The organism is Lysinibacillus fusiformis (assembly GCF_002845985.1).
In the GTDB taxonomy this organism is placed as follows: domain Bacteria; phylum Bacillota; class Bacilli; order Bacillales_A; family Planococcaceae; genus Lysinibacillus; species Lysinibacillus fusiformis_D.
Genome location: NZ_PDFK01000009.1, coordinates 85,934 through 112,393, shown reverse-complemented (window position 1 = coordinate 112,393; position 26,460 = coordinate 85,934). Strand labels below are relative to the sequence as shown.

Here is a 26,460-nt window from a genome sequence, read left to right as displayed (position 1 = left end):
ATCTAATGTCCGTGTTATCTGTTTAGGCCTCTTTTTTAAATAACTTCCCTGGCCAAAATGCATATTTACCTAGTACTGTTGTGATTGCTGGTACAAGCAATGGACGTACAATAAATGTATCGAGAAGCACACCGATGGCTGTAACGAAACCAAATTGAACAAGCACCTGAATCGGTAAAGTTGCCAACACAGCAAACGTACCTGCCAAGATGAGTCCAGCGGATGTAATAACACTTCCTGTTCGGACGACACCTTCTTCTACAGCTGTTAAATGATCAGCAGTTTTACGCTTTTTCCAAATTTCTGAGATCATAAAGATATTATAATCTTCTCCGAGTGCTACTAGGAACACGAAGGAATACAGTGGTATAGCTCCAGAAATGGCTTCTGCACCCATGATATGATGCAAAATTAGCCATCCAGCACCTAATGCTCCAAAGTAGGAAATAATAACGGTTGCTAATAAATAAACCGTAGCAGTAATAGAGCGTAAATAAACAAACAATAATAATGCGATTAAAGCAATCATGGTTGGCATGATCACGGTCTCATCACGCTTAGTTATTTGTTGTGTATCGTATTGGCTGGCTGTTTCTCCACCAATCCAAACATGCTTCTCAGCACTAGTGAGCCCTTGTACCTCCAACATTTTAATTACCTCAGCTTGAAGCTCAGGAATATGGGCTAATGATTCCTTTGCATAGGGGTTGACATTGAAAGTTAATTCGTACAATTGAATAGCCTTATTTTTATCGCCAGTTTGTACATCTGCAACACTATCAATATAAGAGATGTCAGCAAGTTGTTGCTGTAAATTAATATCGGTACCTTCAGTATCAATAACCAATTGAACAGGAGCTAGCTCTCCAGGAGAAAAATTCTCTTCTATTAAAGTAAAGCCTTCTCGGGACGGCATATCTTTTGGGAAGGATGAAAGCAGATCAAACGTGTATTGAATACGTGGAACGAATGCTGCCAATCCCCCGAGTAAAATGACTGTTACAGCAATAACAATCCATGGTTTATGTGTAACAAAACGTCCGATTTTATGACTAACCTTATGTGAAGGTTTATGCTGCTTTTTACCTTTTTTATTTGCCATTTCCTCAGTACGAGGGATGAAGGGAAAGAAAGCTACACGTCCTATTATGACAAGAATAGCTGGTAGGACAACAAGTGCTGCAATTCCCATTACAAGCACGCCAAAGCTAAATGGCACAGCAAAGCGTTGGAATGCACCATAATGAGCAAGACTAAGAGTAGCTAGACCAATGACAACCGTCAAAGCACTCATTAAAATGGCACCACCTGATTCTTTGACAGTCAGCTTCATAGCAGCAGTCTTATCCTCAACATCTAAGAGAATTTCTCTATATTTAGAAATTAAAAATAAACAATAGTCAGTACCTGCACCAAAGAGTAAAACAGTCATAATGGATACTGCTTGCGAATCCTTATCTATCCATCCTTGGTCAGCAAAGAAACCAAGTGTCGGACTAATAACACCATAGGCAAGACCTACAACAATTAAAGGAATAATAGCCAGTAATGGTGAACGATAAATGATAATAAGTAATACTAAAACGAGCAATACGGTTGCTATTAATAATTTCACATCTGCCTGTGAAAATAAACTGACAGCATCAGTGGCAATCCCAACTGGTCCAGAATAGCGGACATGGAGTGCATCACTGGATAATTTCTCATCTAATTGAACTTGATAGCGTTCCATTACCTTTGTCAGATGATCTAAACTATCCTGTAGCATATCTGTAGCGACATCTTTTTCAAAAAACACTGGTGTCACAATCGTTGTGCCATTTTCGGAAGCGGAAGTCATTAAAGCCTGTGGTGGCATTTGATCAAATGGTGGGATCATTGTTTGATGGGCTAAGGGCTTTGCCTGAAGCTCGCTATAAACACCTTGGATAGCCGTAAAATCCCCAATGCTAAGACCACTGTCACGATGCCAAACTAGTAATAAAGGTGTTCCAGCATCGTTAGGGAATTGCTCGGCAATAATCGCCGCTGCTTGCTCAGACATTTCAGTATCAGGTAAATTTTTACCGGATTCACTTTCTATACTATTGATTTGTGGCCATGCAAACGACAGCACCACTACTAATAACACCCAAAAAGCTAATGCTAATAAGCGACCCTTTTTACTTGCAACCATTGAGCCCCATTGCTCAAGTGGATGTTTTTTCATGAGAAGACCTCCATTTCATGTAAGTGATTTAATTATATATACTAGAAGGTTAATTAATCAACCTAGAAATATTCATATGTTATACTATGTGTAAAAAGTATGCTTAATTTAAGGAGGCGAACTTGTTGAAACAATCACCGCGTGTTCTCGGGAGACCTCGCCATGATGGAAATGCGAAACCAACAAAAGATCTTGTCCTTGAAACGGCCACAAGACTTTTTATTAAAGAAGGCTACAAAAATATTTCGATGGATGATGTAGCTAAAGCTTGTAACGTAACAAAGGCGACTATCTATTACTACTACCCAACTAAAGGTGAATTATATACATCTGCATTAATTGCTATGATGGATCGAATCAAGCTATCTATCCTAGAAATTTTAGAGCAGCCTATACCATTTAAAGAGCGATTAGAGCAGCTTGTGGCAGTTCATTTATCAGCGACTATCGATATTGATATGAAAAATTTTATGAAAGAGGCAACCATCAATTTATTGGAACCACAGCTGAAACAAGTACAGGCATCTGAAAATGATATGTATCAAACAATAGAGCAGACCATGCAAGTGGAGATGGATAATGGCACGATTCGAAAAGGAAATGCTAAATTTTTCGCTCATAACTTTATGGCATTAATGACAGTAGGATATTTTAAAGATGGCGACGGTAAAACTTTGCTAGGCTCAGTAGATGTGACGGCAAAGGAAGTAACAAATTTCTTTTGGCTGTCTGTTGAAAATAAATAAAACTTAATGATTATGTGATTTTTGATAACAGGAGTTATCTCATTATTCGAGGTAACTCCTGTTATGTTGTTGAAAAAAGATCATGTCACTAGCAGAAAACGACCTTTTAGCAAGGTGGGGGGTGATTTCCGTTCCGCCAGCGTCCTTTCCAGGGGGCGTCCGATGAGCCGCTTCACTCACTTCCGTTCGCTCCAGGGTCTCCTCTGTGACGCTAAATCCCCTAGGAGTGACGCTGGCTCCACTCCAATCAACCATTCTGCAAAGTGTCTTAACTTTTTTCATAGTAGCATAGCAATCAAATCGCCCATTATCTGTATTCTTAATGAGTGACAACACCTCTTCATAAAGAGTGGTGAACACCTTCATTTATTTGAAAACCTCTGCTAAAAAGGTAACATTTTGTAGGTTGGAGTGGAAGGCTACTTGACTCCCGTGGGATAGTGAGACAGGCAAGCCTCTAAACGGAGCGGCTATGCGCTCGCCCACAGGAAAGCAAGTAGCCTGCAACGGAAATCCATTTTCACCTGTCACCAAAACTCTATGGATTGTTTTGTTTTTCAACACAATTAAAGGAGTTATCTCATTATTTGAGGTAACTCCTTTAATTGTGATATGGGTCACATACATTGATAATGGTTCTCATTTATAGTGTAGCTATAGATGACAGAGGAGGAGAAAAAATGAATTCGACAGAACAGCGTTTACCTACACATCTCTTTTTAGCGAAGTTAGGAAAGACAATTTTACGTCCAGGTGGAAAGGAGGCTACGAACCGAATATTAGAGGCTTGTCAGCTACATGAAGATAGCCATGTCCTGGAGGTGGCTACGAATACAGGAGCGACAGCAATACATATTGCCAAAGCATACAATGCTAAAGTAAGCGGAATTGATATTAATAAAGAGGTAGTTCAAACAGCAAATGAGATTATTATTCGTGAAAATGTACAGCATCTCGTTCAAATTCAACAAGGAAATGCTACACAATTACCATTTGATGATGCAACCTTCGATGTGGTTATAAATGAAGCGATGCTCACAATGCTACCACAGGAATTAAAAGAACAGGCTTTAGCTGAATATAGGAGGGTTTTGAAGCCAGGCGGTATTTTAGCAACACATGATTTAGTTGTTAAAGCATCAAGTGAAGAAAGTGTTACTGATGAAATTGAGGCACTGCGTAATGTCATTGTTGTGAAGGCACAGCCACTATCAAAGCAGCATTGGCAAACTTTAGTTGAAAATACAGGATTCAAACCTGTAGATGTGCATACTGGAGAACTCCACTTAGTATCTTTGGTAGGGCTTATACGAGATGAGGGCTTAGATGGTTTAATACGTATCATTGAAAATGCACGGAAAAATTCGGATGATGAGCAATATTTCCTTGAAATAATTGAGCATTTTGATCATGCTCGCCATCATTTTGGTCACATTACCATCATTGCAAAAAAGCAAGGATAGCCAATGAAAACAGCAATTCAATTTGAACACGTATCTAAATTTTTTGGAACGAAGCAAATTATTAAAGATTGTCATTTAAGTTTGCAAGAAGGCGAAGTGGTGGCTATTGTTGGACCTTCAGGATGTGGAAAAACTACCTTTTTACATCTTGCAACGAATGTACTACAGCCAACATCTGGTCATATTACATGCATCACAGATAAATTGGGTTATGTATTTCAAGAACCAAGGTTATTACCATGGTGTACATTATATGAAAATGTCACATTTAGCTGTAATGGTGTAGTAGATAGATCTCAAATTATGAATCTATTAGCTCGCGTTAAGCTTGACAATGAAATGGATGCGTTTCCTAAGCAATTATCTGGTGGCATGAAGCAGCGAGTTTCAATTGTTAGAGCATTTGCATGCAAGCCTAAGCTTATTATGATGGATGAACCTTTTTCAGCATTAGATTATTGGATAAAAAAAGAACTTGTGCAGGACCTTATTGATTTAATAGAAAATGAGCAAGTAGGTATGTTTTATGTAACTCATGACTATGAAGAAGCTGCAACGGTAGCAGACCGCATTATTAATATTGCGTATGCAAATGAAGGAATCTACAAGGAAATAGTTTTAGATACACCAAGAAAACATCGTAACTTTGATTATATAAAAAATATTGAATATCAATTATTACAACTTTAAATAAGGGAGAAAGTATGCTATGAAAAAATGGCCTATAGTAAGTCTTTTAATAGTATGTCTTACAGTTGTCTTAACGGCTTGTGGCAATACAGAAAAAGCAAAGCAAGCTCAAGAACCAGAGAAAAGTGTACAAGCTACTACTGAACAACCAAGTGTATCAAAGGTTGAAAAAATGACTATTCAGGCACCGGCAGGTATTTCGATTGCTGCACCACTCTATAAAATGATTGATGATAAATCGTTACTAGAAGGTGCAGAGGATGTTGAGTTTCTAACTTGGAATACTCCTGACGAATTACGTGCACGTATCAGTGGAGGTCAGGTGCAAGTGTCTGCTGTGCCAACATATGTAGGTGCTAACCTTTACAATAAAGGTGTAGACATTCAATTGGTAAATACATTAATTTGGGGTATTTTATATTTTATTGGACCAGAGGGTGAAGCAATATCATGGGAGGATTTAAAAGGTAAAACGGTCCATGTACCATTTAAGGGAGATATGCCAGCATTAGTATTTCAGTATTTATTACAGAAAAACGGGCTAGATATAGAGAAAGATTTAACGGTGGAATATACAGCAACTCCTCAGGAGGTTGTCCAATTATTAGCGGCTGGCAAAGCACAATATGCTGTATTACCAGAGCATACTGCTTCCCTTGTTATTGCGAAGGCGAAAAAAGAGGGAATTGCCCTACAAAAATCAATGAGTCTACAAGAGGAATGGGCAGCAGCAACAGGAAAGGCACCGCGTATTCCTCAAGCTGGCCTTGTTGTGGATAAGGCATTAATTCAAGAGCACCCAGAAACTGTAGCATTGCTACAAGCAAAAATAGAGGAATCTATTCAATTTTTAAAAGATAATCCTGAAGCTGCTGGTGAGCTATTGGCATCGTATCAAGAAGGGCTTGATCCAACCTTTATTGCAGGATTATTACCTTATTTAAATATCGAATTTGTCACGGCGCAAGAAGCCAAGGAAGAGCTTGAGTTTTTCTTTGAACAACTAGCTTCACTATCGCCAGATATTATTGGTGGGCAATTACCGGATGATGATTTCTATTATGAACCGTAAAAAAAGCTTGATTATTCAAATGAGCACTTGCAGTGGCATCGTGCTCATTTGGACACTATTATCTTTAAATTTCCCGAGCATTTTAATACCCTCTCCATATGAAACACTAACAGCACTATGGCAACTTATAGTAAGTGGTGAGTTGCTTCATCAACTTTATTTAACAATGGTTCGTATGGTAGTAGGTTTATCAATCGGTATGTTTTTGGCAATTTTATCGGGTTTATTGGCGGGTAGATTTGCAGTTATTTATGAAATGTTCCGCCCAGTTATTGCATTTTTATTAGGTATTCCACCTATTATTTTAGTCGTAGTTGCAATGGTATGGTTTGGTACTAATTCAATCATACCAATATTTGTCGTAAGTATTTTAGTGTTTCCAACATTTTATATTAATATTGCTAATGGTTATCGACAAATAGATAATCAACTCTTACAAATGGCGACCGTCTATCAAAAATCAACATGGCAAAAGTTACGTTTCATCATATTACCAAGTCTGATGGTGCCATTTTTTACAGCCTGTTCGCTGGCGGCAGGAGGTGCAGTAAGAATGACCATTATGGCTGAACTATTAGGAACGAATAGTGGTATTGGAGCGGCTTTAACGATGGCACGCATCAATATTAATACGGATAAAGTATTCGCTTGGACGTTGATAAGTGTACTAATAATTTTAGCAATCGATAGTTTTATTTTAAACCCATTAAAAGCAAAAATGATGACATGGAATAGGGAGGAATGACAATGACAATTATACAAGTTCAAGCAATGCTAAAAGAGAAGAAAAAGCATATTGGTAAATTGGGCAGTATTGAGGGTGCAGATGTTTTAAACATTCAATTGCGAGCAGGTGAAAAAATTCCTGAGCATCATACAGACAATGAAGTTTTAATTATTGTTCAATTTGGGGAAGTTCGCTTTATTATTGAAGGGGTGGAAGAAATTTTAACACAGGATACCATCTTAGCCTTAAACCCATCTGAGAAGCACAGCTTAGAAGCTATTACAGATGTTCGCTTGATTGTGATTAAATTGAAATAAAAAAGCTCCTAGCGAATGGAGCTTTTTCTATGCTTCATTTTTAGCTGAACTTTAAGTGATGTTATTAAGGCAGACGCGCAATGATAGAGATGCCTTGTAGGTTTTGATTATGCTTCATAAACGTTTTACGCATAAAAAGTACGCGCTTACGAGCTTTCGAATTTATTACTACATTTTTGATGATTTTTAGAACGCCGAATAAGCCTTCATCTTCAATTAAGCGTTTCGGGTAGAGGAGATGCATAGGTGCCGTTTCTACATGTTCTATAGTAAAACCATGTTGCTTTAAAGCATCTTCCCATTCCTCTACTGTTAATGGTAGGGCATTGACCTTTATAGCTTGGACTAAATCTTTACGAATCTCTTCACGTTGAGTGCTAGTAATAGTAGATGGTGTTAAGCACATCTCATGTATGGCATAGATACCACCAGGCTTTAATAGTCTTTTTGCCTCGCTAATAATGGCATTTTTCTGTTTAGTTGATTGCATGGTCAACATGGCTTCACCGTAGACAACAGTAGCCCATGCATCTGGTAAACCAGTTTGCTCAGCACTACCAATGATACAGCGTTGATTATCCCCATTTAAATATTCTCTTACCTTTTTTGCAGCTTCCTCATCACGTTCAACGGCTATGTAGGTTGGATTTTTTGCTAATGTCATTTTTGCAGTAGTGCCAAGTCCAGGTGCAAATTCTACTACATAGTCCTGTTCTTTAATGGCTAAATGTTGAAGCATTTGACATGTCATTTGAATGCCACCAGGGCGAAGTACCGTTTTTCCTAAGCTCGCTAAGAGCCAATGACCAGGCATTTTTTCGTAGTTTAAGGTTTGTTTAGTCATTTATGTATCCTCCTTTTATTGAAAATGATTATTATTCTCACTATTATAAAGGTAATATAACATTAATTACTGTGATATATGTCAAATTTGGAGGTAGATAAATGAACTGTCAAAAACAATACTGTTTTTCAAAGGTACCAATATTTCAACATCTAAAAGCACATGAAATGGAAGAAATCTCACACATTATTACACATCATCATTTTGATAAGGGAGAAATTATTTTACTCGCAGGTGACCGGAAGAAAAAATTATTTATCGTAAGGTATGGCCGTGCAAAAGTATCTCATATTTCTACAGACGGTCGGGAGTACGTTATGAGAGTTTTGGAAGCAGGAGAATTTTTTGGGGATGTTACATTGTTTAATAATGAGCCGCAAAAATCGACAGTAGAGGCACTAGAAAAAACTGAAATTTGCTCACTTGATGGTGAGGAACTGATGAAGATCTTAGCAGGTACGCCTGTTACGCTGTTTCATATGCTTGCCCAGCTTTCCTCACGATTAGAGGAGACAGAAAATCAATTGAGTGAAGCTGTTTCTAAAGAGGTAAGTGAAAGACTGGCTGCCTTTGTTTTAAAATCTGCTGCTACAGCAGGAAGCGATACATTTTTATTGACACTTACAAAAAAAGATTTAGCCTCTTTATTGAATACTACAAGAGAGACATTAAGCCGTCGTTTATCTGCATTTCAAAAGGAAGGTTATATAGAGATGACAGGAAAAAGAATTATCATAAAAAATTATGATGCTTTGGAAAATTTATTATAGTAAGACAGTTAATAGTTGATAAAATCAATGAGTTTTGAAAATATTGTCGAAATTGTGATATAGCTCATTGAAATAATGTACAAACAGTCTTATAATGAAGGTTGTAATGTCACCAAGACAAGATAAGGATGGTATTATGATGCGCTTTTTGCGATTTAAAGTAAACATTGTAATAACAAGTCATACGAATCGCTATCCAGCCCTTGTGACTGGTGATTGTGTAAGATATACGCTGTAACGACTGTTAAGTTTTACCTTAATGGTCTTTTTTACATGTAAGCAATAAAAAATAGTACTAGTGATGGCAAAGGAGAGTTCAAAATGTCAGAAACGAATAACCAAACACAGGCTGAACAAGTAACTGTGAGTAAAGAGCAATTAGATGTACTAGATCAATTATTAAAGCCTGAAGTTCAAGAATCACTTACAACTTTAGTTGAGCAATTACCAAAGTTAACTGAAATGATGACATTATTAACGAAATCATACGAGTTTGCTCAAGCTGTTGCAACAGACGAAGTGCTTAAAAATGATACTGTTGGAGCAGTAACAGAAATGGCTGGTCCTGTAGTAGGCTCTGCGAAAAACCTTGCAGCAACTGCAATTGAAGCGAAAGACCGTGCATCTGAAAGCCAAGAAGTAATTGGTTTATTCGGTCTTGTGAAAATGTTAAAAGACCCTCAAGTTCAAAATGTTTTCCGTTTTGTTAATGCTTTCTTACAAGTAAGCTCAGAACGCAAAGCTAAATAAGACTCAAGGTAAATTCAATTCGTAAGGACGGAGGATTAATTAATCATGTCAAAAGAAATCGTCATCTTAGGTGCAGGTTACGCTGGCGTTTTAACTGCATTAACAGCACGTAAATATCTATCAGCTGATGAAGCTAAAATTACTGTAGTAAACCAATTCCCAACACACCAAATTATCACTGAGCTTCACCGTTTAGCAGGTGGTACAATTGCAGAAGGTGCTGTTGCATTACCACTTAAAAAAATCTTTAAAGGTTTAGATATCGACTTACACATTGCAAAAGTATCAAAATTCAATGTAGATAATAAAAAAGTTGATTTAGATAATGGCTATACATTAACTTACGATACGCTTGTAGTATCTTTAGGTAGCCAAACTGGATTCTTCGGTATCCCAGGATTAGAAGAAAACTCTATGGTCCTTAAATCAGTAAATGATGCTAACAAAATTAACAAGCATATCGAAGACCGCATTAAAGCATACGCACAATCTAAAGATGAAGCAGATGCAACAATCGTTATTGGCGGTGGCGGTTTAACAGGCGTTGAGCTTGTTGGTGAAATTGTGGACAACTTCCCGAAAATCGCTGCAAAACACGGTGTTAACTTTGCTGACCTTAAAATTAAACTTGTTGAAGCTGGTCCAAAAATCTTACCAGTACTTCCAGATACACTGATCCAACGCGCTACAGAAAGCTTAACAAAACGCGGTGTAGAATTTATTACAGGTACGCCTGTAACGGGTGTTGACGGCAATGTTATTTCATTAAAAGATCGTGAACCAATCGTTGCAAACACACTTGTATGGACAGGTGGGGTAGCTCCACTACCAATCGTAGGTGAATCAGGTTTAGCAGCTGATCGTGGTAAAGCAACAATTAATGAATTCTTACAATCTACTTCTCACGAAGATGTATTTGTTATTGGTGATGCATCAGTAGCTCTACCTGCTGATGGAGGTCGTCCATTATACGCTCCAACTGCACAAGTTGCATGGCAAATGGGTGAATGCGCTGGTTATAATGTATTTGCACAATACAGAAACCAAGAGATGAAATCATTCTCAGCAGTAAACTCAGGCACACTTGCAAGCTTAGGTCGTAAAGATGCTGTCGCTACAATTGGCGCAAGCAACACAGAGCTTAAAGGTCTTCCTGCAACATTAATGAAAGAAGCTTCAAATATTCGTTATTTAACACATATTAAAGCTTTATTCGGTTTAGCTTATTAATAAATAAAACACTCACTTTTATCGGGATTACGCTGATAGAAGTGAGTGTTTTTTTCTAAAAATGTATATTAATCACTTTAAATCCAGTAAACTAAATACATATTCAATAATCTACTTTCTGGGGTGATAGGCTATGTTAACAATGTTTCAATCAAAAAAAGAAGATATAGAGCAATTTAAGGCTAAAATTGATGAACTGAATGCAAAGCTAGATAAGAAGGATCATGAATTTCAGATTTTCCTCAATGAACTACATAAAGAACTAATTTCAACGATTGGACAACATGATATAGTCAATAACCAGCATATCATTTTAGGAGAGATGGTTACTGAAATATTAAAAGAATTTAATAGAGTAGAAGATAGTACAATACAATCAAATACCATATCTGGACATGCACTTGAAAAAGGTAGTTCTTTAATTGTCTCATCAGATAAAATGGTTTCTTTATCGATTGATAGCAAACAAGCGGTTAAGGAAGTGCAGCATGTTATTGATGAGCTAGGTGAACAATCAAGAAAAACAACAAATAGCATGAATCATTTAAGTGAACGATCAAAGCAAATAACGGATATTGTCAAAGTGATTAGTGAGATTTCCAACCAAACTAATTTACTTGCTTTGAATGCCTCAATTGAAGCAGCACGAGCTGGCGAACATGGCAAAGGGTTTTCAGTTGTTGCAGAAGAAGTACGTAAATTAGCAGAAAATACAAAGTCAAGCACAGAAGATATTGTAAACCTTACGAAAAAAATAGAGGAACAAATCTCTGAAGCCTATGAAGATAATAAAAATAATATGCAGCTAGTAACAGAGGGCCTACAAAAAAGTACAGATACTTCTGAGCAAATCAATGCTTTACTCCAAATCATTATGAATGTGCAGGGTGAAGTGAAGGAATTGCTGCAATATATTGATAGTCAAAAAATATCGACTGAGGATGTTATGAGTAAATTCCAAACAACAACAGCGCTATTTGATGAAACGAATAAAGTTTTAACAGAACATATTGATGAATCGGAAATAGTAACCAAAAAATTACTAGAAGCTGTAGATAAAGTGAAATGCTTCCCGAATAAAATGTAGGTACATAAAAAAACACCATTCGATTCCTAATGAATCGAATGGTGTTTTGATTAGATTAATGGTTTGATTTGAATATTGCTTTAGTTGTTTTCTGTATGAGTTTTGGTAAAACGCCAAAGGAGTAAGGTTTGTAAACTCTCTCAGTCCATTTGTGTCCATCCTTCCCATATACACCCATTGTAACGGAAGGGATATTTAGTGCTTTTATTTTGTCAAAGGGTAGGGGATAAAGGGTATTCCATTCTGGAAAATTATGAAGCAATTCTTGTAGTTCTTCCTCTGTCGCATGAATAGATAAGAAACTACCATCAGCTAAGTAAGGGAAGAAGCGTTTAACTTGGAATAGCTCACCTGTTTCCATAGCAACCTCTTTGACAATATGCTCAATAGTTTGTTTCAATACTTGATCTCTTTCCACATTTTCCTTTAAATAATTATGTGGTAAGAATGGTGGTGCAAAAAATAGGACAACACGAGGTTGATGTTCTGGATCGGCCTTTTGTAGGGCATCCACAAGAGCAAATGACTGTTGGCGTAATTCCTTTCCTTCATTCTTTTTCATTACCTCTGCAAGAATAGCCTCAGTTTGAACACCTTTTTCATTCAAGTATGAAATCAGTTCATCATACGTCATCACCTCAATATGCCAGGACAAAGAGCGTTTTGGGACATTGGACCATTCACTATATTTTTCATATTGAAGTTGTAGGTATTGCTCTGCTTCAGTACATGCCTGCTGTGTAACAGCTTTTAGTTTACTGACGACATGAGCTGGAGATTCTTCATATAAAAAATAGTTAAAATAAATTTGGCTTGTAGATGCTGTTTGAACTGTGTAGGATTCCTTTGTGTCACGCTGATATAAGCAAGTAGGTGGGAGTATCGTTTCACCTGTAATTTGCTCAGTCAATGCTAAGTTATTATGAATGCGTTCAGTAATTTTAGCTGCTATATAATTCGGGTCGATACCACTTAATGTATCACCCACATGTACCTCACGTCCGTAGATATAGAATGCGGGAAGAAGCTTACCAGCAACGCCTGTATAAATATAACGATGTGGATCATCCCCGTATAATGGTGTTGTAAAATCGGTATTGATTGCCATTAGAAAATCCAACCCATGTGCTATTTTTAAATGACTAAGTTCATCTAATGCATCAATAATCCCATTATGCTCTGACTCTTCACCACCATTTAAAATTAGAAGTAGGTTTCCATCTAATTCTTCAAGATGCTGTGTGAAATACTGAATATTCGCCACATGGACAGCGGCACCACTTTTCATATCTACAGCCCCACGTCCAAACATCCAATCGCCACTTTGAGCATCCTTTTGTACTTCAGCGTTTCCTTCATATTTTCCAAAGAACTCCTCAAGCTTGTAAGGGGAAAAAGCAAACTCCTTTAGATGACCATAATCCTCTATATCGACCGTATCCAAATGGGCATGATAAATAATTGTTTTCTTTGTTTCATTAGGACCTTTTACGAATGCAAAGAGATTTTTGCGTCCGATCGGATCATGCTTCACATTTGTCGTCCAAAGAAATGTAGGGTTTTCTTGGTAATAAGGGAATGCTTGCATTTTTTCATAGATGAACTCAATGATTTTCCCTTCACCATGTGTACCATTAATGCTATTAATATGGACTAATTCTTTTGTAAGCTCTTCGATATGTGTTGCAAGTGGTAATTGACTTAGTTGTTGACACATGTATATTGCTCCTTTTTTGTTCGACTACATATCATTCAAATTAGCAACCATTTCAGTTCAATTGTTTTCATTATATGAAAATTAATCCGTATAGTGGAATATGAAAATATCATATAAGAAAAACGTGTAATAGTCAATTTTAATTTTTATAAAATTCTGTTATTTATTATTAATTTATTCGCTAGGAAGTCTATTTAAATGAGTAAAAATTCGTTAAAATGAATAAAAGGAGGAGTAGTGATGATTCAATCTATTGAAAGAGCAATGTTGATTATTAATGTACTAGCTAAACAACCGAAGAAATTCTATTCTGTGCAAGATATCTACAATGAAACAGATTTACCGAGCAGTACGATTTATCGTCTATTGTATACATTAGAAACTTTCGATTTAGTAGAAAGAAATGAGGAAAAAAAGGAATTTCGTTTAGGGTATACTTGGTTACAACTAGGAATGAAAATGTACCATCATACAAATATTCGAGAAAAAGCACATCCATTATTAGAAGAGCTTGCAAATAATGTTCGTGAAACTACATATTTAAATATTCCCAAACAATTTAGCTCAATCATTATTGATAGAGTAGACAGCCCAAAAAACGTCCGAATCATAGATATGATTGGTGAAAAAATTCCTTATCCAATCGGGGCTGCCAATAAAGTGCTACTAGCCTTTTCAAGCAAAGAAATCCAAGCTACTTTTTCAGAGAATTATGAAGTGATGGAGCAACTTCAACAAATTAAAGAGATGGGCTACTCTATTAGCTACGGTGAAAAAACAAAGGGAACCGTTTCTGTTGCAGCGCCTGTTTTTGATTTGGATGAGAAACCAATTGCAGCTATCAGTGCAGAATGCTTTGAATATGATACAGATGATGAAAAATTAGAGGGTATTGTGAAAGAAGTAACCAAAACAGCCTACCTTCTCTCACAAGAACTCGGGCATATAAAATAGGTCTTTCCTATTTAAGGAAAAGACCTATTTTTATGTTCTTTAGTCATATTCATAGTAATGGGACTTAGAGGATTGTATATTTAAAAACAATAAAATAATAGCGACGATGATCATAACAAGGGAGGCACTCACGACGACAAATCGTATTGTGATTAGTTCAGCAGTAATGCCAAAAATGGCTGTTAAGAGAATGATGAAAAATGCGTCCAAGAATCCATAAATACTGCCTATTCGCCCCATGCTCTCAGATGGGATATTATTTTGATAAAAGGTATAGAATCCTGTATTTGCAAAGGCAGTCGCAAATGATAATAGAAAGCAGCCTAGAGCAGCAATAAGAAAAGTGAAGGATGAAGTAAACACCAAATAGCCTAATGCTGTTAGAAGAGACCCCAGTCCAATCAACCAGGCAGTGGACACTTTTTCAACTACCGCTGAATTGGTGAATGAGCCAATTAATACACCTATTCCAGCAATACTAACTAAAATTCCATATTGTTCCTCTGATAAAGCAAGTATTTGAGTTGCAAAGGCAGCCTCTAAAGAATCAGTCGCTGTCATTAAGACGATGGTAGCACTAAACAATAAATAGACGCTCATTACATATATATTTTTTAAGCTAAAGCGTATGACCATTTGCCAATCATGAAATAGTACTTGGTAAAGGGATTTTTTTTCTATAGCATTATCAAACTTTAGCCGTTTAAAGGCTTCAACACTCGGCATGTTAAACGTTATACAGGCTGATAAAAATAAAGCAAAGGCATTTAAGTATATAGCCATATTGGGTGTTCCTAGTGTAAATAGAAAGCCGGCAATTGCTGGTCCAGTTAGAAAAGCCCCTGAGTCCAGCAAGCTACGTAATGAGTTAAAACGTTTCCTTTGTGCTATAGGAATTAATTTAGTGATGTAGGTCATCGAGGTTGGATGATACATAGAGCTAGCTACTGTAATGATAAAAACTAGCGTATACATCCATGCTAAGCTATAGAAGAGGGGAAGTATAACAATTAGTATAGATTGCACAAGATTTAAAGTAATCATTAAATGTTTCTTATTATAGCGATCGATAAGGCTTCCTGCCCAAAAATTAGTGAGCAAAGATGAGATTGCTCTTACAATATACAAGCCAGAGACAGCAAGAGCTGATTCTGTAACATTTAATACAATAAGATTTAAGGCGATAAAATAAATCCATTCGCCAATACTGGAAACACCAATACTACATAATAGGATGGCAGGATAACGCCAGTTCTCTAAAGATTTCTTCATATCAATTCCTCCTTAAGCAAAGTCAAGATCTGCAAAATAAAAAATCCCACCCCCAAGACGATTAGTCTTAGGGACGAGATTGTGGAATTTATACTCACGTGGTGCCACCCTAGTTCACTACTATGTCACCATAATAGCCTTTTCAGTACGACATAATTACTTATGTTTATACTGTAACTCTATAACGGGAGTTCCCGTCGCACCATCATTCAAATAGAAGTCCAATGCGCTACTCCGAGACTTGTTTCAATCATTCGTTCTTGCTCGTTTTCAGCGACCCGAGCTCTCTGGGAAGAACAGCCTTATTTACTCTTCTCTTCAATGTATTTTTGCTAGTGTATCATATGTACATAATTTTGGTAAAGTGTGATCTGAAAATTTCGTCAATTCCTTTACTGATAATTTGTATGGTCAAGCAACAGTTGACGCAACTTTAAGTAAGTGATCGAGATTCTTCAAAATGGTAAGATCCAATGTCGTTAGTTGTACTATTTTTTTCTGTGAATAGTGAGCCTTTGTTAATCGTCCTAATTGGCAAAACCACTTGTTGTTTTAGACTAGCATTATTGCTCCAGTCCATTGTCAGGAAGATTATCCATCCATTCTAAATTTAGTATATAATTTTTCTTAACAAGGAGGGAGAAATGAATGAAAGCTATTGTGATCCATGAGTTTGGTGAGGCAGAAGTTTTAAACTATATAGACTGTTCAGAGCCTACTTTGACTAAAGGCGAAGTCCTAATACGCACAACTTATACGAGTGTGAACTATGCAGATATTAAAAACCGCACAGGCAATAAAGCTAAAGCCAATTTCCCAATGATTCTTGGCTTAGATGTTGCAGGTGTTGTAGAAGAGGTCTTCGATGATAACAGTAACTTTCAAAAGGGCGACCAAGTCATCGCATTCCCTAAAAATGGAGCTTATGCAGAATTTGTTGTAGCTAAGGAACAGCTGGTTTTTAAAATTCCTAGTGATGTACCAATTGACAAGGTAGCAGCTGTACCGACGGTTTCATTTTTGGCGTATATGCTAACACATCAAATAGCAGCTATTGGTCAGCATGATGTCGTCTTGATACATGCTGCTTCCGGTGGAGTAGGGACAATGCTCATCCAAATGGCAAAAAAGCTAGGGGCAAAGCAGATTATTGGGACTGTGAGTAATTTAGAGAAAGCTCCAATCGTGTATCAGCTTGGTGCAAATCATGTTCTCACATATGATCAATTCAGTACACAAGTGCATGAACTAACGGAGGGACGTGGTGTTGATATTGTGTTTGATTCGATAGCAGGTGCTATAACAGAGGAAAGTTTGAATTGTTTAGCGCCTTATGGCACTCTTGTACAATTCGGCAATAGTGGAGGTAGAGCTGGTAATATTAAAACATCAGATTTACATAGCAGCTGCCGTACTATAAAAGGCTTCAGCTTAGGCACGACTAGAGCTTCAAAGCCAGAAATGTTGCAGCAGGTTGCGCAGGCTATTTTTTCTTTAATAAAAGAAGATAGCTTTCAGGTCCCCATTGCTAAAATTTTTGCCTTAGAAGAAATGAAAAAGGCACATGAATTGATGGAAAGCCGCCAGCATCAAGGGAAAATTCTTATTAAAATATAAAAATACAAAAAGATGACACGTCAATAATAGTGCCATCTTTCCATTTCTATTAATGTTCTAATTCATTTAGTTTTTCATATATACGTCTTTTTCGGTAAAGCATCATGCCCGTTTCAGCGACATCCTGAATCATTCCTTTATTGGCATAGGCTCCAAAGACCATTCCAGCAATAGGAATCATTTGAAACAGCTTTTTCCAGCCAAGCTGATCTCGATAGGTGTAAAATACTTCCTGCCATCCTTGGAGCTGTGAAATCATATTATCAGAAGCCTTTTTCGAGCTATTCATAGTTGAAAGTTCCTGCAAAATGGCTTCTTTACCGACAATATCAGCAGAAGTAAATTGTAGACATTTCACTATGAAAACACGCTCCATCTTATCATTCGGATCATAGCCATGAATCATCGCTATTTCCTGTAATGTTTTTAAAGCAGTTCCTAAAATAACTGGAATATCAATAGCTAAAGTAAAAATGCCTCCGAAGCCAGTAGAGGCCCCTTGTACCGTAGCAAATTTTACACGTTCATTTTGTAATTTATCACTGAGAGCAATCATGTCCTCTAAAGGAATTTGCCCAATATCAGCAATCGTCAAAATATGCTGTGTAGAAGAATGGTTGCGGATTTTTTGAAGTATGGCTTGTTCATTAATTAAATATTTCCCGCCCGATTGAATATAATTGCCTAATTCATCAACTAATAAAGCAATTTTATTTTGAATAAAGGCAGGCGTCATTTTATCTAATATCTTAAAAGGTATTCTCCCTAATTTCTCCCAAAACCATAAATCCTTTTGATCCTTCTCCCACAATTGAATCTCTTGCAAATACTGTTCTAATTGCTCGCGTTTCTCCATTATTATCTAATCCCCTTATTTGTCCATATCATTTGAACTTGATTCAGCCAATGTTTATTTTCAGCGTGTCGTAATTGATATACGAAAAAATTTTTATAAGGTTTCGCTCTATTCAATGAAGATTTAGACAAACTAATGAATTCATCATGATTGCCAAACAGAAGCAAGGAGTGCAATGCCGTCATTAATTTGCTGAAGTGTCAGTCCACCATAGCCAATAATGACCTTCGCGTCAATCGTACCATTTTGATAGGAGGTAGAGCATGGATAGACTTGAATTCCTACCTCTTGAGCTAGCTGGATTGCTCTATTTTCGGCAAGATATGGAGGTAGCTTTATGACAAGATGGAGCCCAGATTTTTCACCGATCACTTGAAATTCATTTGAAAAATGTGTAGAGATGGCAGCCAGTAATGCCTGCTGTTTTTTACGATAAATCGTCCGCATTTTTGCCAAATGCTTATCGAATTGCCCTTGTGCAAGAAAATCTGCTAAAACAAGCTGGTCTACTTTGGAGACAACTGATTTTTGATCTTGATGAAAAGTCATAAACGGTATGACTAGGGATTTTGGTAGAATCATATAACTAATACGTAATGATGGAAGCAATGTTTTCGAGAATGTTCCGAAATAGATGACTCGTTGAAGCTGATCCATTTTTGCTAAAGAAGGGATTGGTAGCCCTTTATAACGATATTCAGAATCATAATCATCTTCTATAATAAGAGCCTCGTTCGAGTTAGCCCATTGTAACAATGCCGCTCTTCTTTCCATCGTCATAATCATGCCTAAAGGAAATTGATGAGCTGGTGTTGTGTATAACATGTGAATTGTTGTTGGAGGAAGTGTAACCCCTGAATTATCCACAGGAATCGCTTCTGTAGATAATCCACATTGCTGTAAAACGGCACGTACTCGTTTAAACCCTGGTTCCTCTAAGCCAACGCGAGTCGTGCCACCAAGAAAATGACAGAGAGCTTGAAGCTGGCTTTGTGTACCACTATAGACAAACACTTGTGATGCAGCACAAACAACCCCACGCGAACGTTCTACATAGCGAGCAATCTCTGTGCGTAAAGTTGCCTCTCCTTCCCAGGGGCTTGTTGATAAGTTGTTGCTATTAAAATGCTTTTTAATTAGCTTGTGCCAAACAGCATAAGGAAAAGCTTCGTTATCCACATGTCCATTCGTAAAGTCGAATTGAATGTCATTTGCGTTACTGATACTAGGAGTAAAAGCAGGTGGCTGTTCTTGCTGTAGCCAATCAAATTCAAAGGGAGCGATATAATAACCAGATCTTTCTTTGCTATAAATATAGCCTTCCGCAAGTAATTGTTCGTATGCTTCCTTGATGGTGTGCACGCTCACATCCAATGTTTGAGCAAGAGCTCGTTTAGAAGGCAGTTGCGTATGTGCGTGTATTTTTTTCGTTATAATAGCGTGTTTTATTTCTTCGTAGATGTGTATATATTTCGCTGAATCCCCTGTAAATGAAATGGAAAGCTCCACAAAAATGCCTCCTTTGGTATGGTCGGTTTTTTAGTAATTGGTTATATCTATCATATCAATTTTATCGTTAAATAAGTAAAAAAGGAGTGAGCTGTAATGGAATTTATTGCATTAGAAAATAATGTGGTTAAACTAAAGCCTTTAGAGTTAAACGATTTACCGGGAATAATAGAGGCTGGGCGTTATCCAGAAATTTGGTCACATATGTCCACAACGATCAAGAAAAAGGAGGATGTGAATAACTTTGTGGAAAACGCATTAATAACAAGAAGCGGAAAAACAGAATTCCCGTTTGTAATTGTGGATAAAAAATCAGGAGATATTATAGGTTCAACTAGGTTTATGGATATTGATGATAAGCATCAGCGACTAGAAATAGGCAATACATGGCTGACTCCTGCATACTGGCGTACAGCTATAAATACGAATTGTAAATATTTATTACTGCAATATTGTTTTGAACAGCTTCATTTAAAGCGAGTTCAAATAAAAACGGATCATGAAAATATTCGTTCTCAAAAGGCCATTGAGCGTATAGGTGCCACAAAGGAAGGAATATTGCGTAATCATATGATTCGCAAGGATGGAACAACGCGGCATACTGTGATGTATAGTATCACGATTGAAGAATGGTCAAAGGTAAAAAAACATTTAGAAGAGCTATTAGTGCAATTTGGTTATAATTAGGAATAAAATGGATTTTTTTTAATCTAGAAAACCACTTTTTCTTATAAAAAGTGTCAAAAAGTAATGGGAAGGGTAGAGTACTTAAAACTTGAAAGAGGGTAATCTACTTGAAACCAAAATATACTTTAAGACAAATTTATGGTGATAATGCTGTATATACGCCAAGAACGCCGTATAGTGATAATCCGTGGATGATGGACGAACCTCATAAGCTGGATGCTTTAACCTCTAGAGAAGTAGCTATTGCTGATATCCCCGTATTAGTACACCGAGCCACACAAACAGAAAAAGCCCAGGAGCTTCATCAATTAGCAGGGTTACCTTGGATGGAACAGCCGTATAGCTATGACACACAGGAAGAATATCTGGCACAGATCCAATCTTGGTGTGAGGAAGGGAAGACAATTGTTTGTCAGTATATACATGACTTAGAGCATATGGATCGTCAATGCTATTGGATGGATGCCGAAAAGTTTAATGAGCTGAATACAAAAGCATATATCGATCATTTAATTGATAGTAAATTCATTCCAAGTCGTTTAAATGTAGAAACCTATAGACTCTCTGATGCCATAAAAAATTGGCAGCCACCTGTTGTACTAAAGCCTGGAGATGATTCCCCAACATCGGGAGGATATGGTGTCATCATTTGCCATAATAAAGAAGAGCTGACAGAAGGTATACGCCAATTTCGAATGACTGGCACTGACAGTATCATTATTGAAGAACTTTTACAAACAAAGCACAATTATAGCTGTCAATTTATTTACTGTGAGGAGCTAGGGATTCAATACTTAGGAGCTTCACAGCAAATAACAGATGACAACGGCATTTATGAAGGAAATATCATAGTAGATAAAGTACCTGAAAAAGTAATTGAGGCAGGAAAACATATAATGAAGCGTGGTGTGGAGGAAGGTTTTGTTGGTGTGGCAGGCTTTGATTTAATTGTGACAGAGGCTGGTGATGTTCAAGCCATTGACTTAAATTTCCGTCAGAATGGTTCTACCTCTATGCTGATGTTTCATGATGCTTTAGGAAAGCCCATTAATAAATTTGCTTCCTATGCTGCACAAGATCCGCAACAGAATGATCACTTCTTTCAAACAATTAAGCAATGTATAGAACAGGAAGCATTATTTCCGTTATCTTTCTATGATGGGGATTACTTTGATGAGCCCGTTGCCTCTAGATTTGTCGGCATATGGTACGCTGAAACGCTAGATGAGATTGAAAAGCTAGAGAAGGAATTATTATAGTTAAAAAGAATGGTCATTAATCGACCATTCTTTTTTTATAGATAACTGCTGCGAAAAACCAAGAAACAAGTGTCCATACAATGATTGTCAACAGAGGAATGACCACATCTGGCATGGAATACGAACCTTCTAATGCCTCTGCTAAAAGTAATAATTGTGAGCTAGGCAACCATTCTGCTATTTTTAAGATTGGGTTGACAGAAGATAAAGCTAGAGCAAAAGGACCGAAAGAGAATATTAACATTACAGGCAACACAATGATGGATGCCTCCATAATGGATTTAGCAAATAAACCACATATTGTACCTAATGCAATATAAAACAAAGCTGAAAGTAATAATGCTATTACTATGATGAAAAGATTAGCAGGCTCATAGCCAACTAGAAAAATAGTCACAGCTTCAGCTAGAATTGTAATTATTAAAACAAACAAGCTTTTACCAATTAAAATATCACCAAGTGATGCTGGGGATAGCATGAGACTGCGAAGAGTGTTTTTTTCTTTTTCCTCTGCAATTAAGCAACATTGGACATATGTTGTTACTACAGCAAAGGCCATGTTGATTGGTAGAAAATATATACTAATACTATTGGAGCCTGATTGATTATATAAATAAGCCATTATTAGCGGCAGAAGCACCATCGTCGATACAGCATAGTTACGTGAAAATTCCTTATAATCCTTCACCAATATAGCTTGAATACGTGTCATTGAAAAATTCATACTAAATCACTCCCTGTTATTTGCATAAAAATATCACCCAATGTCGGCTCATTTGTATTAATTCTTGTAACTTCGTTGGAATGCATCCATTGATAAAGCTTCTCTGCATCTTGTGCACCGTTTTGTATAATCTCTTGCATGCCATTTTTGAGTTCAACTGTAATAGAATCAGAGCCAAATTCCTGTTTTAAATCCTTTGGTGCACCTATTGCTCGAATTTTTCCCTTATGAAGGAAGGCTACACGGTCACAAAGTATCTCTGCTTCGCTCATATCATGAGTGGTTAAAAAAATAGTTGTCCCCATATCATTTAATTTTCGTAAGCCATTATAAATATGCTGTGTATTGACAGGGTCTAAAGCAGAAGTAGGCTCATCTAAAAATAATAATTCAGGCTTATGCATAATAGCACGAGCAAGGGTAACACGTTGAATCATTCCTTTTGAAAGCTGACTGATCTTCTTTTTACGTTCCGCATATAAGTTTACAAAATCTAAAGCCTCTTTTACGGCAGAGTGGGATAGCTGATATAAGTTACTATAAAATAATAAATTTTCTTCAATAGATAGTCTTGTATACAAACCACTATTATCTGTTAAAATACCAAAACGTTTACGATTTTGACTTTGCTTCATTTCAGATGCTGGTTGCCCAAATAATAGGACATTACCAGCCGACTTATCTGTTTGTGCGGTTAATATTTTAATAGTAGTTGTTTTACCAGAACCACTTGGACCAAGAAAGCCGAATATTTCCCCCTTCTGAATTGTAAAAGAAACATCTTGCAATGCTGTTTCTTTATTAAATGTTTTTTTCAAGTGCTGCACATCAATCACTGTGTTCATGTGTAAACCTCCTGTTTGTTGTTGATGTCTACACTATAAGCAACAAACATAAGGTACACAGTATAAATCGGGTGAAAGGCGGAAAAATGATCCTCAGTGAAACAATATTAAAGGTGACAGGAGTCGTTTATTTCCTGGGAAATCTACTATATTCCGAGTATTTCCTTTAAATCTGCTAATTTATTTTTCGACAGTGGGACAACAGCCTTTTCAGTGCTATTGAGTGCTAGACTATAGCTGTTACGTGTCCATGTAATGATTTCACGAACCTTTTGCAGATTCACAATATAAGAACGATGGCTTCTAAAAAAGCCGAATGGTGTCAATTTTTGCTCTAGCTCATTGAGCGATAAAGTACATGGATATGCTTCTCCAGCCACATAGATAGAAACATCACCTTCAACACTTTCAATATAATCAATTTCGGGTGGATTAAATAAAATAATCTTATCATTTTTCTTTGTTGGGATTTTATCAATGCGAATTGGTGCAGATTCAATTTGCTGAGGTGATTGTTCTATTTCATCCTCCTTTACATCTAACGCATGCAAACCAGCTCCGTCTAATCTATGTATAGCTGTACTCATAATCATTAAATCTTCTAGATTGGTCGATAATAAAATGATGGTTTTTTGCTGTTTTATTTGACTATTTAATAATTGTTGGATATTTTGTTTTGAAAATTCATCTATATTTTGAAAGGGCTCTTCTAAAATTTGAATAGGTGCTTGATGGAGATACGTATTCAATAACTTTAATCGCTGTTTTTCACTATGAGAAAGCCGACTAATTCTAGTGTTTTTTTGTTCAGTAAGGCTAAAGAGCTTTAATAGATTCTCCGTTTCGTTCGTTGGACGGTTAAAAAGTCTCAATAAAAACTGGATATATTCACGAGCAGTAAGTCGCTCATATAACGCACTTTCACGAAAATGAGTATATGTATCATGTCGGTTCATAAACCATCGCATTAATGTATGTATTTTTGAAATATCTGTATAGATGCCGATAATAGTGCCAGGTTGTAAAGAAAGCTGAAAGCTCGGATAAATAACATTGCCTGCTTCAATATAGGGTTCAACCTGAATATCAATATTTTGTTCCATGTTTATTCCTCCTGAAATTTTCTAGCTTGTAAAAAGCTTCGGATGTCATTGTGTGCCTGCAAGTAGCTCCTTTGGCAATAATTAGAGTTAGAGGCGTCCATAAAACCATGTAAACCCTGATATTGTTTGGTCTGAACATTCGGTATGCGACCAAGTGCATTCTTTAATATTTGCACATCAAAACTACTTTCATAGCTAGGTAAAACGACTAAAGTTGGACATGCAGGTAGGATATCGAAGTATTGGCGGATACGTGAACCATACACACAAATGACGCGGTGTAGGGGGAGTGTGGCTAATCGCCAAGCCAAAGTTGCACCTACGCTATAACCAATTAATACCACTTCATTATAATTTTGAGCTGCCGCCAGTATTTTTTGAGAAAGTAACTCTAGAGGGGCATCGAAGCCAACTGTCTGCATGTAAAATTCATATGCTTGCTTTTCTTGCTCATATGAAAAGGATAAACCATCTGAATAGAACGAAATACAGGAAACGGAAGTGTTTTCATCACTATATGTTTGGACTTGTTCTTTTATAAAATGATTAACTCCATATATTTCATGTAATATAAAAATTTTTCTCCTCATTATTGCCCTCTATTATCTTTTTTCCAATAGTGTATCAAAAAGTAAGTATAACGTATATTTAACGTTAAAATGAACAGTGATAACCTCGTTCAAAAAGTACAAAGCTGGACATTTTTACGTTTATGGATAAAAAAACACAAATTTGTTCATCGAGTATTATATGTACTCAAAAAATTGAATTTGCTATCATCTTTTTGATAATGATTCTCATTATTTTGCTAGAAAATTAAAGGAGGACATACAATGAAGAAGCCGTGGATAATGGTGCTGTTCACTTTGTTACTATCAGTCTTGCTAGTAGCATGTAATAATGCCGAAGAGAAGGTAGCGAATCAAACCCAAAAAGAAAAAGAGGAAATAAAGGAAGAACCGTCCATTTATCCTCTAACATATACAGACGCTTTAGGGAAGGAAGTAATAATTGAGAAAGAGCCGAAACGTGTTATTTCTTTGATGCATGTATTATACCCAGATGTTCTATTAGCATTAGATACCAAGCCAATAGGTATAGCAAATGCTGATACTATGTTTAATTTATGGGAAGCCTATCAATCTTTTGTGGAAGAACAAACATTTACTGATATTGGGGATGTTAGAAGCCCAAGTCTTGAAAAAATACTAGAACTAAAACCAGATTTAATTTTGGCTGCTTCAGGTGTTCATGATCAGCTATATGACCAATTGTCAGCAATAGCACCTGTTGTGTATTTAAATCAAAGAGCGATGTCTACGGATCAAGAGTTAGCTGTAACGGAAATTTCAAAGGTATTGGGGAAAGAGCAACAAGGAAAGGCACTGCTAGAAGAAGTAAGCAAAAAAATCACAGATGGCCGAGAAGCTTTGAAGAATTTTACAGCCAAAGGAGAAACTGTAGTCTTTACATCCGTAAATACGAAAGAAGGGTTTTGGATATATGGGAAAAATATTGCGCCAACGAATCCTGAACATGGTTTAGGAATTAAAGTTCCACAAAATTACCCAGAAGATATGACAAAGGAAGTAAGTATGGAGGGGATGTCAGTCTTAAACCCAGATCATCTATTTATTTTCCTTGATAAAAGTGGAATTACCATGAGTGAAGGGGAATTTTTAAAATCCTATGAAGAAAGCGCGGTATGGAAGAACATCAATGCAGTTAAAAATAAAAATATTTATATAGTCGATCGTTCTTTATTTGCACAGGATGCACCAATTGCAACTATGTATGGAATTGATATAGTAGTAGATTTGTTAAAAGATAAATAAATATGATTAAAATGAAATAGTATGCCTAGTGCATACTATTTCTTTAAGAATATTAAAAAATGGTGACAGGATATGTATTATTATTATGTTTTGTAATAATTTTATTTGATAATGATTATCATTATCGTATAATGGAATTAAGGAGGAAGTTCAAAGTAGTTTAGACAATTAGAAATA

At 36.5% G+C, this 26,460-nt stretch carries 25 protein-coding genes and 1 other annotated feature; of the genes, 15 read left to right on the top strand and 10 right to left on the bottom strand.

From position 1 onward, the window contains the following. Window positions 1-22: 22 nt before the first annotated feature. Window positions 23-2,209: an MMPL family transporter gene (locus CRI88_RS20300; protein ID WP_101966976.1), complete on the bottom strand. Its 2,187-nt coding sequence runs from the start codon at window positions 2,207-2,209 to the stop codon at window positions 23-25. Window positions 2,210-2,334: 125 nt separating this feature from the next. Between CRI88_RS20300 and CRI88_RS20295 the strand changes: the two genes are divergently transcribed. From CRI88_RS20295 to CRI88_RS20260, 6 genes are all read left to right on the top strand, one after another. Further along, window positions 2,335-2,955 carry a TetR/AcrR family transcriptional regulator gene (locus CRI88_RS20295; RefSeq protein ID WP_101966975.1) on the top strand — a complete coding sequence of 207 codons (621 nt, stop codon included), beginning with the start codon at window positions 2,335-2,337 and terminating at the stop codon, window positions 2,953-2,955. 680 nt (window positions 2,956-3,635) lie between these two features. Next, window positions 3,636-4,418 carry a class I SAM-dependent methyltransferase gene (locus CRI88_RS20280; protein ID WP_101966974.1) on the top strand — a complete coding sequence of 261 codons (783 nt, stop codon included), beginning with the start codon at window positions 3,636-3,638 and terminating at the stop codon, window positions 4,416-4,418. A 3-nt stretch (window positions 4,419-4,421) separates the two neighbouring features. Next, window positions 4,422-5,108, top strand: coding sequence for an ABC transporter ATP-binding protein (locus CRI88_RS20275; protein ID WP_036118022.1), 687 nt, complete (start codon window positions 4,422-4,424; stop codon window positions 5,106-5,108). Between the two features lie 19 nt (window positions 5,109-5,127). Then, window positions 5,128-6,180, top strand: coding sequence for an ABC transporter substrate-binding protein (locus CRI88_RS20270; protein WP_101966973.1), 1,053 nt, complete (start codon window positions 5,128-5,130; stop codon window positions 6,178-6,180). Then, window positions 6,155-6,925 carry an ABC transporter permease gene (locus CRI88_RS20265; protein ID WP_036118019.1) on the top strand — a complete coding sequence of 257 codons (771 nt, stop codon included), beginning with the start codon at window positions 6,155-6,157 and terminating at the stop codon, window positions 6,923-6,925. The genes CRI88_RS20270 and CRI88_RS20265 overlap by 26 nt, the downstream gene beginning before the upstream one ends. Before the next feature lie 2 nt (window positions 6,926-6,927). Next, a complete protein-coding gene (locus CRI88_RS20260) occupies window positions 6,928-7,224 on the top strand; it encodes a cupin domain-containing protein (protein WP_036118016.1) in 297 nt (98 codons plus the stop codon). Window positions 7,225-7,288: 64 nt separating this feature from the next. On the opposite strand, the gene CRI88_RS20255 is transcribed toward CRI88_RS20260, so the two are convergent. After that, window positions 7,289-8,068: a class I SAM-dependent methyltransferase gene (locus CRI88_RS20255; RefSeq protein ID WP_058843992.1), complete on the bottom strand. Its 780-nt coding sequence runs from the start codon at window positions 8,066-8,068 to the stop codon at window positions 7,289-7,291. 101 nt (window positions 8,069-8,169) lie between these two features. On the opposite strand from CRI88_RS20255, the gene CRI88_RS20250 reads away from it, so the two are divergent. The 4 genes from CRI88_RS20250 (at window position 8,170) to CRI88_RS20235 (ending at window position 11,905) form a co-directional block, all read left to right on the top strand. Continuing rightward, the gene (locus CRI88_RS20250; RefSeq protein WP_036118011.1) at window positions 8,170-8,838 is read left to right on the top strand and encodes a Crp/Fnr family transcriptional regulator; all 669 of its coding nucleotides are present in this window, start codon (window positions 8,170-8,172) and stop codon (window positions 8,836-8,838) included. Window positions 8,839-9,159: 321 nt separating this feature from the next. Continuing rightward, window positions 9,160-9,588 carry a helical membrane plugin domain-containing protein gene (locus CRI88_RS20245; protein ID WP_036118008.1) on the top strand — a complete coding sequence of 143 codons (429 nt, stop codon included), beginning with the start codon at window positions 9,160-9,162 and terminating at the stop codon, window positions 9,586-9,588. A 45-nt stretch (window positions 9,589-9,633) separates the two neighbouring features. Further along, window positions 9,634-10,818, top strand: coding sequence for an NAD(P)/FAD-dependent oxidoreductase (locus CRI88_RS20240; RefSeq protein WP_101966972.1), 1,185 nt, complete (start codon window positions 9,634-9,636; stop codon window positions 10,816-10,818). Window positions 10,819-10,951: 133 nt separating this feature from the next. Next, entirely contained in the window at window positions 10,952-11,905 is a 954-nt protein-coding gene (locus tag CRI88_RS20235) for a methyl-accepting chemotaxis protein (RefSeq protein ID WP_036118002.1), read from the top strand. Between the two features lie 55 nt (window positions 11,906-11,960). On the opposite strand, the gene CRI88_RS20230 is transcribed toward CRI88_RS20235, so the two are convergent. Beyond that, window positions 11,961-13,622 carry a M20/M25/M40 family metallo-hydrolase gene (locus CRI88_RS20230; RefSeq protein ID WP_101966971.1) on the bottom strand — a complete coding sequence of 554 codons (1,662 nt, stop codon included), beginning with the start codon at window positions 13,620-13,622 and terminating at the stop codon, window positions 11,961-11,963. A 240-nt stretch (window positions 13,623-13,862) separates the two neighbouring features. Here CRI88_RS20230 and CRI88_RS20225 point away from each other — a divergent pair, with 240 nt between their 5' ends. After that, window positions 13,863-14,576, top strand: a complete 714-nt coding sequence (locus tag CRI88_RS20225; protein ID WP_058843989.1) for an IclR family transcriptional regulator — start codon at window positions 13,863-13,865, stop codon at window positions 14,574-14,576. 39 nt (window positions 14,577-14,615) lie between these two features. Here CRI88_RS20225 and CRI88_RS20220 read toward each other — a convergent pair whose 3' ends face one another. Next, window positions 14,616-15,848 (bottom strand): MFS transporter, encoded by a 1,233-nt coding sequence (locus CRI88_RS20220; protein ID WP_101966970.1) that lies wholly within the window; start codon window positions 15,846-15,848, stop codon window positions 14,616-14,618. Between the two features lie 66 nt (window positions 15,849-15,914). Next, window positions 15,915-16,179 (bottom strand) — a binding site (T-box leader). A 317-nt stretch (window positions 16,180-16,496) separates the two neighbouring features. Here CRI88_RS20220 and CRI88_RS20215 point away from each other — a divergent pair. Beyond that, a complete protein-coding gene (locus CRI88_RS20215) occupies window positions 16,497-17,465 on the top strand; it encodes a quinone oxidoreductase family protein (protein ID WP_101966969.1) in 969 nt (322 codons plus the stop codon). Window positions 17,466-17,514: 49 nt separating this feature from the next. Here the strand turns inward: CRI88_RS20215 and CRI88_RS20210 are convergent, their stop codons facing one another. Together CRI88_RS20210 and pdxR are read right to left on the bottom strand one after the other, a co-directional pair. Then, the gene (locus tag CRI88_RS20210) at window positions 17,515-18,321 is read right to left on the bottom strand and encodes an EcsC family protein (RefSeq protein WP_036117986.1); all 807 of its coding nucleotides are present in this window, start codon (window positions 18,319-18,321) and stop codon (window positions 17,515-17,517) included. Between the two features lie 144 nt (window positions 18,322-18,465). Beyond that, window positions 18,466-19,830, bottom strand: coding sequence for a MocR-like pyridoxine biosynthesis transcription factor PdxR (pdxR, locus tag CRI88_RS20205; protein ID WP_101966968.1), 1,365 nt, complete (start codon window positions 19,828-19,830; stop codon window positions 18,466-18,468). Window positions 19,831-19,926: 96 nt separating this feature from the next. Here pdxR and CRI88_RS20200 point away from each other — a divergent pair, with 96 nt between their 5' ends. Both CRI88_RS20200 and ldmS read left to right on the top strand, forming a co-directional pair. Then, the gene (locus CRI88_RS20200; protein WP_036117982.1) at window positions 19,927-20,517 is read left to right on the top strand and encodes a GNAT family N-acetyltransferase; all 591 of its coding nucleotides are present in this window, start codon (window positions 19,927-19,929) and stop codon (window positions 20,515-20,517) included. Window positions 20,518-20,624: 107 nt separating this feature from the next. After that, a complete protein-coding gene (gene ldmS / locus CRI88_RS20195) occupies window positions 20,625-21,776 on the top strand; it encodes an L-aspartate--L-methionine ligase LdmS (RefSeq protein WP_089933104.1) in 1,152 nt (383 codons plus the stop codon). Between the two features lie 16 nt (window positions 21,777-21,792). Here ldmS and CRI88_RS20190 read toward each other — a convergent pair whose 3' ends face one another. The 4 genes from CRI88_RS20190 to CRI88_RS20175 form a co-directional block, all read right to left on the bottom strand. Further along, entirely contained in the window at window positions 21,793-22,500 is a 708-nt protein-coding gene (locus CRI88_RS20190; RefSeq protein ID WP_036117973.1) for an ABC transporter permease, read from the bottom strand. Beyond that, complete coding sequence (locus CRI88_RS20185) at window positions 22,497-23,345, bottom strand: ABC transporter ATP-binding protein (protein WP_036117970.1); 849 nt, start codon at window positions 23,343-23,345, stop codon at window positions 22,497-22,499. Before CRI88_RS20185 ends, CRI88_RS20190 begins: the two co-directional genes overlap by 4 nt. A 146-nt stretch (window positions 23,346-23,491) precedes the next feature. Next, the gene (locus CRI88_RS20180) at window positions 23,492-24,448 is read right to left on the bottom strand and encodes a LytTR family transcriptional regulator DNA-binding domain-containing protein (RefSeq protein WP_036117963.1); all 957 of its coding nucleotides are present in this window, start codon (window positions 24,446-24,448) and stop codon (window positions 23,492-23,494) included. 2 nt (window positions 24,449-24,450) lie between these two features. Further along, window positions 24,451-25,038, bottom strand: coding sequence for a dienelactone hydrolase family protein (locus CRI88_RS20175; RefSeq protein WP_036117961.1), 588 nt, complete (start codon window positions 25,036-25,038; stop codon window positions 24,451-24,453). A 243-nt stretch (window positions 25,039-25,281) separates the two neighbouring features. On the opposite strand from CRI88_RS20175, the gene CRI88_RS20170 reads away from it, so the two are divergent. After that, window positions 25,282-26,283, top strand: coding sequence for an iron-siderophore ABC transporter substrate-binding protein (locus CRI88_RS20170; RefSeq protein WP_036117958.1), 1,002 nt, complete (start codon window positions 25,282-25,284; stop codon window positions 26,281-26,283). Window positions 26,284-26,460: the final 177 nt, after the last annotated feature.

What these genes read in the sequence shown, in the direction of transcription:
- CRI88_RS20170 (WP_036117958.1), top strand. Translation starts at nt 25,282, where the DNA reads ATGAAGAAGCCGTGGATAATGGTGCTGTTCACTTTGTTACTATCAGTC.
- CRI88_RS20220 (WP_101966970.1), bottom strand. Translation starts at nt 15,848, where the DNA reads ATGAAGAAATCTTTAGAGAACTGGCGTTATCCTGCCATCCTATTATGT.
- CRI88_RS20175 (WP_036117961.1), bottom strand. Translation starts at nt 25,038, where the DNA reads ATGAGGAGAAAAATTTTTATATTACATGAAATATATGGAGTTAATCAT.
- CRI88_RS20235 (WP_036118002.1), top strand. Translation starts at nt 10,952, where the DNA reads ATGTTAACAATGTTTCAATCAAAAAAAGAAGATATAGAGCAATTTAAG.
- CRI88_RS20300 (WP_101966976.1), bottom strand. Translation starts at nt 2,209, where the DNA reads ATGAAAAAACATCCACTTGAGCAATGGGGCTCAATGGTTGCAAGTAAA.
- CRI88_RS20265 (WP_036118019.1), top strand. Translation starts at nt 6,155, where the DNA reads ATGATGATTTCTATTATGAACCGTAAAAAAAGCTTGATTATTCAAATG.
- CRI88_RS20245 (WP_036118008.1), top strand. Translation starts at nt 9,160, where the DNA reads ATGTCAGAAACGAATAACCAAACACAGGCTGAACAAGTAACTGTGAGT.
- CRI88_RS20260 (WP_036118016.1), top strand. Translation starts at nt 6,928, where the DNA reads ATGACAATTATACAAGTTCAAGCAATGCTAAAAGAGAAGAAAAAGCAT.
- CRI88_RS20255 (WP_058843992.1), bottom strand. Translation starts at nt 8,068, where the DNA reads ATGACTAAACAAACCTTAAACTACGAAAAAATGCCTGGTCATTGGCTC.
- CRI88_RS20280 (WP_101966974.1), top strand. Translation starts at nt 3,636, where the DNA reads ATGAATTCGACAGAACAGCGTTTACCTACACATCTCTTTTTAGCGAAG.
- CRI88_RS20210 (WP_036117986.1), bottom strand. Translation starts at nt 18,321, where the DNA reads ATGGAGAAACGCGAGCAATTAGAACAGTATTTGCAAGAGATTCAATTG.
- CRI88_RS20215 (WP_101966969.1), top strand. Translation starts at nt 16,497, where the DNA reads ATGAAAGCTATTGTGATCCATGAGTTTGGTGAGGCAGAAGTTTTAAAC.
- CRI88_RS20250 (WP_036118011.1), top strand. Translation starts at nt 8,170, where the DNA reads ATGAACTGTCAAAAACAATACTGTTTTTCAAAGGTACCAATATTTCAA.
- CRI88_RS20185 (WP_036117970.1), bottom strand. Translation starts at nt 23,345, where the DNA reads ATGAACACAGTGATTGATGTGCAGCACTTGAAAAAAACATTTAATAAA.
- CRI88_RS20225 (WP_058843989.1), top strand. Translation starts at nt 13,863, where the DNA reads ATGATTCAATCTATTGAAAGAGCAATGTTGATTATTAATGTACTAGCT.
- CRI88_RS20275 (WP_036118022.1), top strand. Translation starts at nt 4,422, where the DNA reads ATGAAAACAGCAATTCAATTTGAACACGTATCTAAATTTTTTGGAACG.
- CRI88_RS20270 (WP_101966973.1), top strand. Translation starts at nt 5,128, where the DNA reads ATGAAAAAATGGCCTATAGTAAGTCTTTTAATAGTATGTCTTACAGTT.
- CRI88_RS20180 (WP_036117963.1), bottom strand. Translation starts at nt 24,448, where the DNA reads ATGGAACAAAATATTGATATTCAGGTTGAACCCTATATTGAAGCAGGC.
- CRI88_RS20190 (WP_036117973.1), bottom strand. Translation starts at nt 22,500, where the DNA reads ATGAATTTTTCAATGACACGTATTCAAGCTATATTGGTGAAGGATTAT.
- CRI88_RS20240 (WP_101966972.1), top strand. Translation starts at nt 9,634, where the DNA reads ATGTCAAAAGAAATCGTCATCTTAGGTGCAGGTTACGCTGGCGTTTTA.
- CRI88_RS20230 (WP_101966971.1), bottom strand. Translation starts at nt 13,622, where the DNA reads ATGTGTCAACAACTAAGTCAATTACCACTTGCAACACATATCGAAGAG.
- CRI88_RS20200 (WP_036117982.1), top strand. Translation starts at nt 19,927, where the DNA reads ATGGAATTTATTGCATTAGAAAATAATGTGGTTAAACTAAAGCCTTTA.